The sequence below is a fragment of the Streptomyces sp. NK15101 genome (assembly GCF_020400725.1).
In the GTDB taxonomy this organism is placed as follows: Bacteria; Actinomycetota; Actinomycetes; order Streptomycetales; family Streptomycetaceae; genus Streptomyces.
Map to the genome: position 1 here is coordinate 21200 of NZ_JAINVG010000081.1, position 12799 is coordinate 33998.

Annotated in this window: 10 protein-coding genes; 4 read left to right on the plus strand and 6 right to left on the minus strand. The window is 73.6% G+C overall.

Going from position 1 to position 12799, the window contains the following annotated elements; all coding sequences use genetic code 11:
• Positions 1-65 precede the first annotated feature (65 nt).
• The 6 genes from K7G60_RS30885 to K7G60_RS30910 form a co-directional block, all read right to left on the minus strand.
• Positions 66-1481 (minus strand): CitMHS family transporter, encoded by a 1416-nt coding sequence (locus K7G60_RS30885; RefSeq protein WP_225804277.1) that lies wholly within the window; start codon positions 1479-1481, stop codon positions 66-68.
• Positions 1482-1708: 227 nt separating this feature from the next.
• Positions 1709-3907, minus strand: a complete 2199-nt coding sequence (locus K7G60_RS30890) for a molybdopterin-dependent oxidoreductase (protein ID WP_225804278.1) — start codon at positions 3905-3907, stop codon at positions 1709-1711.
• A gap of 75 nt (positions 3908-3982) precedes the next feature.
• Positions 3983-4657, minus strand: coding sequence for a TetR/AcrR family transcriptional regulator (locus tag K7G60_RS30895; protein ID WP_225804279.1), 675 nt, complete (start codon positions 4655-4657; stop codon positions 3983-3985).
• Positions 4658-4676: 19 nt separating this feature from the next.
• A complete protein-coding gene (locus tag K7G60_RS30900) occupies positions 4677-5993 on the minus strand; it encodes a hypothetical protein (RefSeq protein WP_225804280.1) in 1317 nt (438 codons plus the stop codon).
• Complete coding sequence (locus tag K7G60_RS30905; protein WP_225804281.1) at positions 5990-6907, minus strand: hypothetical protein; 918 nt, start codon at positions 6905-6907, stop codon at positions 5990-5992. The genes K7G60_RS30900 and K7G60_RS30905 overlap by 4 nt, the downstream gene beginning before the upstream one ends.
• Positions 6904-8979: a right-handed parallel beta-helix repeat-containing protein gene (locus K7G60_RS30910; RefSeq protein ID WP_225804282.1), complete on the minus strand. Its 2076-nt coding sequence runs from the start codon at positions 8977-8979 to the stop codon at positions 6904-6906. Before K7G60_RS30910 ends, K7G60_RS30905 begins: the two co-directional genes overlap by 4 nt.
• Before the next feature lie 150 nt (positions 8980-9129).
• On the opposite strand from K7G60_RS30910, the gene hmgA reads away from it, so the two are divergent.
• The 4 genes from hmgA to K7G60_RS30930 all read left to right on the plus strand — a co-directional run.
• Positions 9130-10443 (plus strand): homogentisate 1,2-dioxygenase, encoded by a 1314-nt coding sequence (hmgA, locus tag K7G60_RS30915; protein WP_225804283.1) that lies wholly within the window; start codon positions 9130-9132, stop codon positions 10441-10443.
• Between the two features lie 40 nt (positions 10444-10483).
• Entirely contained in the window at positions 10484-11233 is a 750-nt protein-coding gene (locus K7G60_RS30920; RefSeq protein WP_225804284.1) for a GntR family transcriptional regulator, read from the plus strand.
• 118 nt (positions 11234-11351) lie between these two features.
• Positions 11352-12347 carry a hypothetical protein gene (locus K7G60_RS30925; RefSeq protein ID WP_225804285.1) on the plus strand — a complete coding sequence of 332 codons (996 nt, stop codon included), beginning with the start codon at positions 11352-11354 and terminating at the stop codon, positions 12345-12347.
• A 54-nt stretch (positions 12348-12401) separates the two neighbouring features.
• A partial coding sequence (locus tag K7G60_RS30930) for a type ISP restriction/modification enzyme (RefSeq protein ID WP_308082661.1) occupies positions 12402-12799 on the plus strand: 398 nt, incomplete at its 3' end.

Sequence of the window (12799 nt, forward strand, 5' to 3'; positions counted from 1 at the left end):
CGACTTCCACCCGTCCGGCTCACTCCCCGCCCGTGGGAGGCGGGGTCCGACGCGGTCCGGCGGGGTCAGATGATCCCGAAGAGGATTCCCGCCGCCAGCACGACCAGCGAGGTCAGCGCGGCCCACTTCACCGTGAACCTGGTGTGGTCGCCGAACTCCACCTTCGCCATGCCGACCAGCACGTACACGGCCGGGACCAGCGGGCTCGACATGTGCAGGGCCTGGCCGACCAGGGAGGCGCGGGCGATCTCCAGGGGCGACACGCCGTGGGCCGCGCCCGCCTCCGCGAGGACGGGGAGCACGCCGAAGTAGAAGCCGTCGTTCGACATGAAGTACGTGAGCGGGAGGCTCAGCACGCCGGTGACCAGGGCCATGTACGGGCCCATGCCCGCCGGGATGGCGCCGACGAGCCAGTCGGCCATGTGCTTGACCATGCCCGTGCCGGTGAGGACGCCGGTGAAGACGGCGGCGGCGAAGACCATGCCGGCGACGTTGAGGACGTTGTCCGCGTGGGCGGCGATCCGCTCCTTCTGCTCGGCCATCTTCGGGAAGTTGACGGTGAGCGCGAGGGCGGCGCCGAGGAGGAACAGCACCGGGATCGGCAGCAGTTCGAGGATCATCGCGGCGAGCAGCGCCACCGTCAGGGCGGCGTTGAACCAGTACAGCCGGGGGCGGAGCGTCGTCCGGTTCGGGTCGAGCCCCTGGAACCCGTCGCCCTCGCCGGTGCTCGCACCGGCCGCCGCGCCGGGGGCGTCACCGGTGGAGCCCGCGGCCTTCCTGCCGCCGCCCTCGCCCTCGCCCTTGCCGCCGCCCGCCGTCACCAGCACCGCGCCGGTCTCCGGGACCAGGGACTCGTCGAGGGTCAGGTAGCCGATGCGCTTGCGCTCACGGCGCCCGAGCACGTACGCCAGGGCGAAGACGAAGAGCAGGCCCACGCCGAGCGCGGGGATCATCGGCACGAAGATGTCGGCGGCGTCCAGCTTGAGCGCGGTGGCGGCGCGGGCGGTGGGCCCGCCCCACGGCAGGGTGTTCATGACGCCGTTGGCCGTGGCGGCGACACCCGTCATGACCACCAGGCTCATCCTGAGCCGCTTGTAGAGCGGGTACATCGCCGAGACGGTGATCATGAAGGTGGTGGAGCCGTCGCCGTCCAGCGAGACGATCGCGGCGAGCACCGCCGTACCGACCACGACCCGGACGGGGTCCGCCTTGCAGAAGCGCAGGATGCCCCGGACGATCGGGTCGAAGAGGCCGACGTCGATCATGACGCCGAAGTAGACGATCGCGAACATCAGCATCGCGGCGGTCGGCGCCAGCTTGCCGACCCCTTCGATGACGTAGTCGCCGAGCTGGGCCCCTTGCCCGACCGCGACGCAGAACAGCGCGGGAATCAGTACGAGCGCCGCGATCGGCGACATCTTCTTGAGCATGATCAGGACCAGGAAGGTCGCGATCATGGCGAAGCCGAGGACGGTCAGCATGGAGGACACCTCACGTTCACCCTTGAACTGCCGCCGAGCGGCGGTCCGGATGACCGTAGGTGCCCTCTTCTGCCCTTAACAAGATGTTGACGCGTGAGCAATACGAGCAAAACCCCAGGTCACGACGGGGGTGATCGTCGGGGCGCCCTCCATGGGCGACCTACAGGGGCGACCTTCGTGGGCGGCCTGAAGGGGCGACCTCCGTGGGCGACCTGAAGGGACGAGACCTAAAGAGGTGAGACCTCCACGGGGAAGCCGTTCAGGACGGCCGTGCCGGACAGGGGGTCGATCCGGGATCCGTCGAGCAGCTGGTTGACGTTGACGCCGGGGCGCGCGGAGGCGACGGCGAGCCGGGTGCCCGGCCGGTCGTGCCCCCAGCCGTGCGGGAGGCTGACGACGCCCGGCCGCACGCCGTCGGTGACCTCCACCGGCACCTCCACCTCTCCGCCCTCGCCCTTCACCCGGGCGATTCCGCCGTCGGTCAGCCGCAGCCGCTCCGCGTCCCGGGGGTGCACCTGGAGGGTGCAGCGGTTCGATCCCCCGCCCAGCGCGGGGGTGTTGTGGAGCCAGCTGTTGTTGGAGCGCAGGTGCCTGCGGCCGACGAGCTGGAGGGTCCCCGGTTCCGGTACGGCGTCGAGGGCGGCCCGCAGCCGGGGCAGATCGGCGGCGAGGGGCGCCGGGAACAGTTCGATCCGTCCGCTGCGGGTCTTGAGGAGCGCGGGCAGGCGCGGCTTCAGCGGGCCGAGGTCGATGCCGTGCGGGTGCGCCTTCAGCTCGTCGAGGGTGAGGCCGTACGGCCCGAGCCGCAGCATCAGGTCGAGTCGCCGCTCGGCCCCGGTGGCCCCGGAGAGCCGGGCGGCGAACTCCTTGGGGTCCGCGCCGTACGCCGGCGAGTGCTCCTGCGTCACGGCCTTGGCGAGGGTCGTGTCGACGGCCAGGTCGTCGACGGCGGACGGCGGGGCGCCGTGCATCCCGGACACGGCGAGGATCAGCCGGGCGTGGATCTCGCACTCGTCCATGCGGTCCGCTTCGAGGGGGAGGGCCGCCGGCGTGTAGCGGACCTGGTCGCGGACGGCGAAGGAGTTGAAGGCGAAGTCGAAGTGGGCGCTCCGGGAGGGCGGCGGCGGGGGCAGCAGGACGTCGGCGTGGCGGGTGGTCTCGTTGAGGTACGGGTCGACGGCGACCATCAGGTCGAGGGAGCCGAGGGCCGCGTCGAGGCGGTCCCCGTCGGGGGCGGAGAGGACGGGATTGGCGGCGACGGTGATCACCGCGCGGATGCGCCCCTCCCCCGGCGTCTCGATCTCCTCGGCGAGGGCGACGAGCGGCAACTCCCCCTTGACCTCGGGATGGTGGGAGACCCTGCTGTGCCGGCGACCGAGGGCGAAGCCCCTGCCGGGTCCGGCGGGGCGTGGCGCGGGCGCGGTGGCGGAGAGCGGGAAGAGCGCGCCGCCGGGCCGGTCGAGATTGCCGGTCAGGACGTTGAGGACGTCGACGAGCCAGTTGGCGAGGCTGCCGTACGCCACGGTGGAGCTGCCCATCCGCCCGTAGACGGCGGCGGTGGGCGCGGCGGCGAGCTCCCGGGCGAGGGCGCGGATGGTGTCCGCGTCCACGTCGCAGGCGGCGGCGACCGCCTCGGGGGCGAACTCCCGCACCGCGGCCCGTACCTCCTCGACGCCCTCCACATGGGCGGCGAGCGGGCCGAGGTCGGTGAGTTCCTCGTCGAAGAGGGTGTGGACGAGGGCGGCGAGGAGCAGCGCGTCGGCGCCGGGGCGGATCGCGACGTGCCGGTCGGCGAGGCGGGCGGTGCGGGTGCGCCGGGGGTCGACGACGGTGAGGGTGCCGCCGCGCCGGCGCAGCGCCTTGAGCCTGCCGGGGAAGTCGGGGGCGGTGCACAGGCTGCCGTTGGAGTCCAGCGGGTTGGCTCCGAGGATCAGCAGGTGGTCGGTGCGGTCCAGGTCCGGCACGGGGACGGCGAGCGGGTCTCCGAAGAGCAGGCCGCTGGAGACGTGCTTGGGCATCTGGTCGAGCGTGGAGGCGGTGAAGAGGTTCCGGGTGCGCAACGCGCCGACCAGCAGGGGCGGGTAAAGGGCGCCGGCGATCGTGTGCACATTGGGGTTGCCCAGGACGATACCCACGGAGTCCGGTCCGTATTCCTCGACGATCGGCCGGATTCGGGCGGCGATCGTGTCGAACGCCTCGGCCCAGGTGGCCTCCTGGAGTCTGCCGTCCTTGCGGACCAGAGGGGTGCGGAGCCGGTCGGGGTCGGCGTCGATCTCCGGGAAGGAGGCGCCCTTGGGGCAGACGAACCCCTGGCTGAAGACGTCGTCGCGGTCGCCGCGCGCCCCGGTGACGCGGCTCCCGTCGAGCGTCAGGGTGAGTCCGCAGGTCGCTTCGCAGAGGGGGCAGATGCGCAGGGCGGTGGGCATGGCGTCTCCCTGGGTGCGTCGGGTGGCGCCGAGCTTACCGACCGGTAGGCACGGGCGGGAGGGGGCCTGCGAAGGTCAGGAGAGCGAGGGCGCCAGGTACGCGTGGAGCAGGCACCGCGTCTCGGCGACGAGCGCCGGGTCCCCGGCGGGGTCCGTGCGGAAGGCCAGCCGGACCAGTGCGTCGGCGGTCTCGACGCCGACGAGCACCTTCCGGTGCAGCTCCTCGTCGGCGGTGCGGCCCAGGTGGGTGGCGAGGAGGGCGCAGATCCGCTCGGCGACGAGCCGGTTGGGGTCCTCGGCGGCGGCCTCGGCCGGGCCGTCCGCCGAGCCGGCCGCCGCGGCTTCTCCGGGTGCGGCGGCCGGCACGCCGAAGTCGACGAGCGCGAATCCCGGGACGGTCCGCTTCATCTCGATGAACTCGTCGAGGACGCCGTCGATGGCTCCGTGCGCGTCGAGGACCGGCGCCCCGGCGAGCCGCTCCGAGACCCGCTCGGCGTACCGGTCGAGGTTCCGGTGGGCGAGGGCGGCGACCATCGCCCGCTTGTTGCCGAAGAAGCGGTAGACGGAGCCGATGGGGACGCCGGCACGGGTGGCGACGGCGCGGGTGCTCAGCTGCTCGTACCCGGTCTCGTCGAGGAGTGCGGCGCAGGCGTCGAGGATCCGGGCCAGCCGCTCGGCGCTGCGCCGCTGCACGGGGGCGCGGCGGAGCGCCGGCTGGGTTCGGGGGTGGGTCTGGGGCACGGGGTCCATGATGCCGCTCCGGTCCGGATCAGGCGATCAGCAGGCCGATGCCGCCGAGGGTGTACGCGATCATCAGCGCGAACAGGGGGAGTTGGCCGGCGACGGCGCGGGCGGGCGGGAGGAGGCGCACGGACCGGTCGTGCGCGGCGACGACGCCGAGGACGTGGCCGGTGACGATCGCGGCGATCTGAAGGGTGGCGAGGCCCCCGGGGCCCAGTGGTGGAGCGGGCGAGGGGGCGTTGTCAGTACCCCCTGCCATGATGACGGTACGTGGCCCTTCGGTCACGAGGAGTGAGAAGTAGTGGGCCGTGAGATAGCCGAGGGCGATGGGCACGAGCGAATGGGCGAAGGAGGTGAGCGGAGTGGTGAGTCCGGGGTTCATCAGGCGCAGGGCGCCGGCGCAGAGTCCGTAGCAGGCGGCGGCGAGGGCGACGGCGGCGAGGAGGCCGAGCGTGGCGGTGGGGACGGGGCCGAGGGGGGAGGTCTGGAGGGTGGTGATCCAGCGGGGGTTGTCGGAGAGGCCGTCGTAGGCGGTGGAGCCGAGGAGGACGCAGACGGTGGCGACGAGTCCGGGGGTCTGGGGGGTGGAGTCGAGGCCGTGGAGGGGGGAGCGCAGGACCAGTCGGCCGTCTGCGCGCCGGCCGAGGGGTGAGAGCCGGGCGAGAAGGGAGGAGTGGACCTCGAAGGGGTCGGCGTGGGCGAACCACCGGTCGCCGTAGCGGGCGGCGCCCAGGAGTTGGACGGCGGTGTGGGCGGCGAGGGCGATCAGGAGGGTGGTGGTGGAGGTGTTGGCGGGGGCGACGAGCTCCAGCCAGGTGAAGAGGAGGAGTCCGGCGGCGGCGGGCCGGATGCCGAGCGCGGCGGGCAGGGGGCGCGGCTTCCGTGACGGGTGGAGGGCGTGGAGGGCGCGCAGGGGGTTGAGGAGGCGCCAGACGGGGCCGAGGAGGAGGGAGGCGGGGACGAGTCCCACCCAGAGCAGGACGTAGAGGGCGCCGGGCGCGGGGTTGCGGTCCGGGTCGTCGGGGCCGAGGAGGAGGTGGAGGAGGAAGACGAGTGCGGTGGCGGCGCCGAGGAGGCGGAGGGCGCCGCGGGTGGCGGGGGCGTCGGCGGTCCGCTGGAGGACGGCGGGGAGCGGGCGGCCGGAGAGGTCGCCACGGAAGCGGGAGGAGGACCAGAGCAGCCCGAGGGCGAGGAAGGAGAAGAGGAGGGCGGTGAAGGCGCCGGCATAGGCGTAGAAGGGAGAGAGGGGGAGGTCGTGCCGGGAGCCCACGCCGTGGGCGAGCGGGAGCCCGAGGGGGCCGATGCGGGAGGGGTCCGCGAGGTGGGCGGCGGTGACGGCCGTCATCGGACGAGGAGTTGGGTCAGCACGAGTCCGGACTCGTGGGTCTCGACCTCGAAGAGGCCGGTGCGGTCGGCGGTGAGGGTGAGGGTCGCGGTCACGCCGGGAGAGAGGGACAGTTCGCGGTCGTAGCCGTGGATGTGGAGGGTGTCGGCGCGGTCACCGGTGATACGGAGGGTGAGGAGCTCGCCCTTCTTCAACTCGATGCGGGAGGGGGGTGGTTGGACGGCCTTCCCGGTGATGGTGAGGGTGACGGTCCGGCCGGGCTCGGTGGGCCGGGGGCTCGGTGGCGCGGAGGGGGCGGAGCCGGCGGGAGCGGCCGTGCCGGAAGCGGGAGCGGAGGCGGCGGACGTGGCAGGGGCGGAGGCGGCGGACGCGGCAGGGGCGGAGGTGGCGGGAGCGGAGGTGGAAGGGGTGGTGCCGAGGCGGACGGTGGTCTGGACGGGGGTGCCGGCGACGGCCCAGACGGTGTGGTCGTCCGCGTGGAGCCGGACGGTCAGGGTGTGGGCGCCGGGTGGCACGTGGCCCCAGGGGCCGTACAGGCGGGCGGCCTCCCGGCCGTCGACGAGGAGGCGGGCGTGGCCGCGGCCCGGGGGGGCCGCGCCGCCGGTGCTCTCCGGGGTGAAGCGGAACCTCTCCACCGTGAGGTGGACGTTCCAGCCGCCCTCGGAGTCGGGACGGGCTTCGGCCCTGACGGTGGGCGCGTCCGCCGCGGGGAGTTCACGGAGCCGGTGTCCGCTCTCGTCGCGGGCCGGGAGCAGGGTGCCGTTGCCGCCGGTGGCCTCCTGATGGCTGGTGCCGGGTTTGTGGTGGGTGGTGGCCCGGCCGCCGCAGCCCGCGAGGAGCAGGGCGGTGGCGGCCAGGGCAGCGGCGGTCGGGGCGACGGCGGCCAGGGATGAGGCGGGGCGGCGGGGCGTCATGCCGTCGCCGCTTCCGGACGGCCGGCCGGTGGGTCGGCCGGGGGCCGGGCCGAGGGGTCGGTGGTGCGGTCGGTGCGGGTGCCGGCCGCGATCACCGCCCACAGGACCCAGACGACGCCGAGCAGGAGGCGGAGCCAGGCGGGGCCGACGGGGAGGCCGGGGACCATGAGGACGGCCTTGTCGAAGGCGTCGAGCAGCGCGAGGGCGCCGAGGACCATCGTGGTCCGGGCGAAGGCCGGGCGGGCGGGGTGCAGGGCGAGGCCGAGGAGGATCCACCACACGCCCGTGAGGAGCAGCGCGACGGAGGGGAGGACGGTCGGGGTGAGGGCGAGGGTCGAGCCGGCGACGTCGAGGGCGAGACCGACGAGGCCGAGGAGGGTGGCCGCGCCGGCGAGCCGGTGGCCGCGCAGTCGGCGCCACCAGAGGGCGCCGCCGGCGAGGGCGAGGACGAGGGCGCTGCCGAGGGCGAGTTGGGTCTCGACGCGCTGGAGGCCGCGGGCGCCGTACCAGTCGCAGCCTGCCGGGAGGCGGCGCGCCTGGACGTTGTAGTCGGCGCAGACGAGGAGCTGGGCGAGTTTGACGGGTTCCCCGACGAGCCGGTCGGTGGAGCCGGAGACCTCGCCGCGGCGGGTGCCGCAGGTGGGCGGGGCGCCGGGGGTGGCGGCACCGGCGTCGGACTGCCAGCAGTTGCCGCCGCCCTGGCCGTCCCACCAGACGTCGGTGCGGTTGGGGCGGGCGTGGCCGGCCTTGTCGACGCCGAGGTGGTTGCCGGCGTAGCGGTTGTGGTGGGAGGTGTCGGTCTGCTTGCCCCAGGCGGACTCGCCGCGGATGAAGGCGGGGACGGCGCTCAGGAAGAAGGCGGCGCGCTGGTGGCCGTAGACCCAGTTGTCCTCGTAGAGGTTCCAGTTGCCGCCGGCGGTGATGACGCCGGTGCCGGGCGGCATGGAGATCTGGGGGCAGACGACGCCCTGTTCGTAGCCGCGGTCGACGGGGGGCTTGGCGCAGGTGCCGTCGGCGACGTACGGGTAGTAGTTCTGGTTGTTGTCGTGGATCAGGTTGCGTTCGAAGCGGGCGTGGTTCTGCGGGAGTCCGGGGTGGCCGGGGAAGGCGGAGTCCATGGAGGCGCCGCCCATGTTGTGGTCGAACTCGTTGTCGTGGACGTAGACGGAGTCCCCGGCGGTGCCGGAGTAGCCGACCATGTTGTGGTGGCTGCGGCAGCCGGTGATCTCGATGGAGTAGCGGGGGACGTCGTAGCCGTGGCCGTCGTTGATGTTCGAGGCCGAGCCGGGGTAGATGCCGGAGTCGCCGTTTCCGTAGGACTCGCAGTTCTTGTAGAGGCCGTGGTCGGAGGCGAAGGTCAGGAAGCCGTACTCGTCGTTCCAGCGGGTGAGGACGTCGTCGATGACGAAGCCGTCGGCGGCGAGCACGTACAGCGAGTTGAAGGTGGTGCGCTGGGCGGTGAAGTTGCGGAGGTAGACGCCGTCGGAGCCGTCGGCGCGGATGGCGTTGAGCTTCCGGTACTTGGCGTCGATGACGACGTCGAGGCGGGAGGCGCCGGTGCCTTCGATCTGGAGGTTCTCCTTGCCGAGGATCGCGACCAGGTTCTGGTTGTGCGGGCACCGCAGCTGCTGGGCGTAGCTGAGGATCTGGTAGCCGAGTGCGGACCTGGGGGCCTCGAGGGTGGCGCAGGCGCCGGTGGGCGGCGGCAGGGAGGGCTCCTCCTCGTAGAGGCCGGGGAGGACCGCGATGGTGAGGCCGGGCCGGTCGACGGCGTCGACGGCCTGCTGGAGGTGGCGGTGGCCGGTGCGGGTGCAGCGTTCGAAGAGGGCGAGGTTGCGGGCCTTGAGGCCGGCCGGGAAGCCGGAGATCCGGCGCTCGAAGTCGGCGCGGTCGGTCTTGCAGACGAGGAGGTCGGGTTCGCCCGTGCGGAGTTCCGGCACGCTGCCGGTCCCGTCGGGGAAGGTGACGGGCCGCTCCTCGTGGGCCTGGGCGGGAGGAGGGGTGAACAGGGCCGCGGCGAGAGCCACGAGCACGACCGAGAGCACGGAGACGAACCTTCGGGTCCACGACATGCGCGTGAGAGTAGAGCAGTGTTCATGTTTTTGGACCCCATGTGCACGCACCAATCCGCCGCGGCGCACCGGCGCGCCATTGACGCAGGGCGCGCGGAATCCTACGGTCATGCATAGGATTCCCTTGCGGGCTCAGGACAGGAGCGGTCGATGACCACGGAGCAGGCCAGGAAGACGGCCGAAGCGCTCACCTACAGCACCGGTTTCGGCAACGAGCACAGCTCGGAGGCGGTCCCCGGCGCGCTGCCGGACGGCCGTAACTCGCCGCAGCGCGCACCCCTCGGCCTCTACGCCGAGCAGCTCAGCGGCAGCGCCTTCACCGAGCCGCGGTCCCACAACCGCCGCTCCTGGCTCTACCGGATCCGCCCGTCGGCCGCGCACCCGCCGTTCACCCGGATCGACAACGGCAGCCTCGCCGGCGCCCCGTTCGCCGAGACCGTGCCGGACCCGAACCGGCTGCGCTGGAACCCGCTGCCCGAGCCGGCGCCCGGCACCGACTGGCTGGCCGGACTGTGGACCCTCGGCGGCAACGGCGACGCGACGCAGCGCACCGGCATGGCCGTGCACCTCTACCACGCCAACGCCTCCATGGAGCGGGTCTTCGGCGACGCCGACGGCGAGCTGCTGATCGTCCCGGAGCGCGGCGGCCTCCTCCTCCGCACCGAGCTGGGCCTGCTCGCCGCCCGCCCGGGCGAGGTGGCGCTGATCCCGCGCGGCGTCCGCTTCCGCGTCGAGCTCCTCGACGAGACGGCCCGGGGCTACGTCTGCGAGAACTACGGCACGCCGTTCCAGCTCCCGGACCTCGGCCCGATCGGCGCCAACGGTCTCGCCAACGCCCGTGACTTCCGCGCCCCGGTCGCCGCCTACGAGGACGTCGAGGGCCCGGTCGAGGTGGTCAACAAGTACTGCGGCAACCTCTGGTCGGCGACGTACGGCCACTCGCCGCTGGACGTCGTCGCCTGGCACGGCAACCACACCCCGTACGTCTACGACCTGCGCCGCTTCAACGTCATCGGGACGATCTCCTACGACCACCCCGACCCGTCGATCTTCACGGTCCTCACCGCCCCCTCCGACACCCCGGGGCTGGCGGGCGTCGACTTCGTGGTCTTCGCCCCGCGCTGGCTCGTCGGCGAGGACACCTTCCGGCCGCCGTACTTCCACCGGAACGTGATGAGCGAGTACATGGGCCTCATCGAGGGCGCCTACGACGCGAAGGCGGAGGGCTTCGTGCCCGGCGGCGGCTCGCTGCACAACATGATGTCCGCGCACGGTCCCGACCGGGAGACCTTCGACAGGGCCAGCGCCGCCGAGCTGAAGCCGCAGAAGATCGACGACGGCCTCGCGTTCATGTTCGAGACCCGCTGGCCGGTGATCATGACCCCGCAGGCCGCGGGCGCCGACCATCTGCAGAAGGGATACGACGACGTATGGCAGGGTCTTGAGCGCCACTTCCGGCCGTAATGTCTCGGCCGTAAGCCCGTAGCCTTCGTACGGAGAACCCGTGACCGCCTTCGCTCCCGACTCGCTGGTCCTGAACCGCAAGCTGCCGCTCTGGTATCAGGTCTCGCAGTCGCTGCGCGCCTCGATACTGGGCCGCACGTCCGACGCCTCGCTGCGGCTGCCCACCGAGGAGCAGCTCGCCGCCCACTACGGCGTGAGCGTGCTGACCATGCGCCAGGCCCTCAAGGAGCTGGAGGAGGAGGGCCTGATCAGCCGGCACCGGCGGCGCGGGACCTTCATCGAGCCGGGCGCCCGGCGGTCCACCCCGCGCCGGCTGCTCGGCTCGATCGACGCGATCGTGGCCCAGCAGTCGGGCGAGCGGACGACGGTCCTCGGGCACGGCACCGAGCCGGTGCCCGGGGAGCTCGCGGAGTACTTCCCGGACGTGCCGGAGGTCGTGGCGTACCGGCGGCTGCGCAGCGACGGGGAGAGCGGCGAGCCGACGAACTGGGCGGAGAACGCGGTGCGGCCCGAGCTCGCCGCCGCGATCGACCCGGCCGATCTGGAGCGCTGGCCGATGACGAAGGTGCTGCGGGACGTGGTCGGGGTGCGGATCAGCCGCATCACGGACACGGTCGAGGCCCGCCTCGCGGACCCGGAGACGGCGGGACTGCTCCAGGTCCCGCTGCTCTCCCCGATCCTCCACTACACGGGCGTGACCTACGACGAGGACGGCCGGGTCGTCGACGTGGCCCGCATCCGCTACCGCGGCGACCGCTTCTCCTTCACGGTCACGGTGGAGGCGCACTGACGCCCGCGGGTCGGCGGTGCCTGCCGGAGGCGGGCGGGGACGGCGGCGACACGCTGCCGGAACCGGCCCCTCGCCCTCCGGCCCGCACCGTGCCAGGCTGACGGCGGGGGGTGACCACATGAGGCACGTACCTTTCTTCCGCTGGGTCCTGACCGCCGGTTTCGCGCTCTTCGCGTGTTCGGTGGGGCTGTACGCGACCGAGCCGGACGCGGGGCTGCCCGCGACGCGCCAGATCGACCTCGCGGTGGTCCACGAGAAGGCCGACGGCACCTGCCGGGTCCGGTGGACCGACCCGTACGCGAAGAAGACGCGGGAGGGGCCGTACCACTGCGACGTCGGCCGGAGCGACCTCCTCAAGGCGCCGAACTACGGGGACAGCCGGGGCTACGGCTGGGCATCCGGGTTCATGTTCACGGAAGGGCCGGACCGGGGGGACCTGTACGACGTCGACGCCGGTTCGGAGGAGGACCTCTCCGCCTCCGACACCCTCCTGCTGCTGGGAGTGCTGCTCATCCTGACCGGACTGGTCGGCGGAAACCTCCGCGCCCTCCCCCGGGTCCTCGGGGTGGAGGCGCGGCTCGTGCGGCGCGCGATCCGGCTGGCCGAGGCCGCCGGGTGGGCGTCCGAGGACCACGCGCGGGCGGTGGACGCGGTACGGGACGCCGGGCGGCGCGGGGAGCTCGGCGCGGTGCCCGACCCCGACCTGGTCCGCGCCCTGTGGGTGCTGCGGGAGGCCGGACCGCAGGCGCGGGCGGTGGCGGCGACCGCCCGGAAGTTCGCAGCCCGACTGCGCCCGCTGCTGGAGAAGGCGGCCCCCGCCGCCGGGCTGAGCCACAGGCTCCGGGCCGGGCCGGCGGCCCGGGCCGAGGCCGAGGCCGCGGTCGCCGAGCTGCGCCGACTGCTGGCCGACGCCGAACGGCACGGCCTGCGGGAGCGGTTCGCCCAGACCTCGGTCGACCTGCTCCGGGGGCAGGACGCCGACCGGGCCGCCCTCGCGGCCGGTGCGGACTTCGAGCAGGACCCCGAGGCGTACCGCCGTCTCCTGGAGGACCTCGCACCGCTCGAACCGGCGGCCCGGTCGGAACCCTCGCGGCGCCGCCGGCGGCGCCGCTGACGGATCCGCCCCGGCGCGGCCGGCGCTGGCCCCGTACGGACAGGCGTCGTTAGCATGCGGGGCGTGACGGAATACGTACGTCTCGACGAGCTGATGCCGTGGTCCGTGGCCCCGCTGCGGTTCGGGCGGTCATGGATCGTCGCCCCGGACGCCCGCACCCTGCGGAGCCGGTGGGACCGGCTCGTGGCCGCCGGGGGCGCCGAGCGGGAGGCGCTGTTCCGGCCGAGCCGGGCGCGGACCCCGGCGAGCACGGTGGGCGCGCTGCCCGGGCAGCGGACCGGCACCACGCGCTTCGCGCGCGAGTCGGGGCCCTGCCCGGACCCGGTGCGGGTGGCGCTCGGGCCGTTCGACGAGCAGTGGCTGCTGCCGGACCACCGGCTGATCGACACCGCCCGCCCGGAGCTGTGGCGGGTCGCCGGGGAGCCGCAGCTCTTCGCCGTCGAGCAGGGGTA

Coding starts and splice junctions, on each gene's coding strand:
- K7G60_RS30885 (WP_225804277.1), bottom strand. CDS start 1,481: ATGCTGACCGTCCTCGGCTTCGCCATGATCGCGACCTTCCTGGTCCTG.
- K7G60_RS30890 (WP_225804278.1), bottom strand. CDS start 3,907: ATGCCCACCGCCCTGCGCATCTGCCCCCTCTGCGAAGCGACCTGCGGA.
- K7G60_RS30895 (WP_225804279.1), bottom strand. CDS start 4,657: ATGGACCCCGTGCCCCAGACCCACCCCCGAACCCAGCCGGCGCTCCGC.
- K7G60_RS30900 (WP_225804280.1), bottom strand. CDS start 5,993: ATGACGGCCGTCACCGCCGCCCACCTCGCGGACCCCTCCCGCATCGGC.
- K7G60_RS30905 (WP_225804281.1), bottom strand. CDS start 6,907: ATGACGCCCCGCCGCCCCGCCTCATCCCTGGCCGCCGTCGCCCCGACC.
- K7G60_RS30910 (WP_225804282.1), bottom strand. CDS start 8,979: ATGTCGTGGACCCGAAGGTTCGTCTCCGTGCTCTCGGTCGTGCTCGTG.
- hmgA (WP_225804283.1), top strand. CDS start 9,130: ATGACCACGGAGCAGGCCAGGAAGACGGCCGAAGCGCTCACCTACAGC.
- K7G60_RS30925 (WP_225804285.1), top strand. CDS start 11,352: ATGAGGCACGTACCTTTCTTCCGCTGGGTCCTGACCGCCGGTTTCGCG.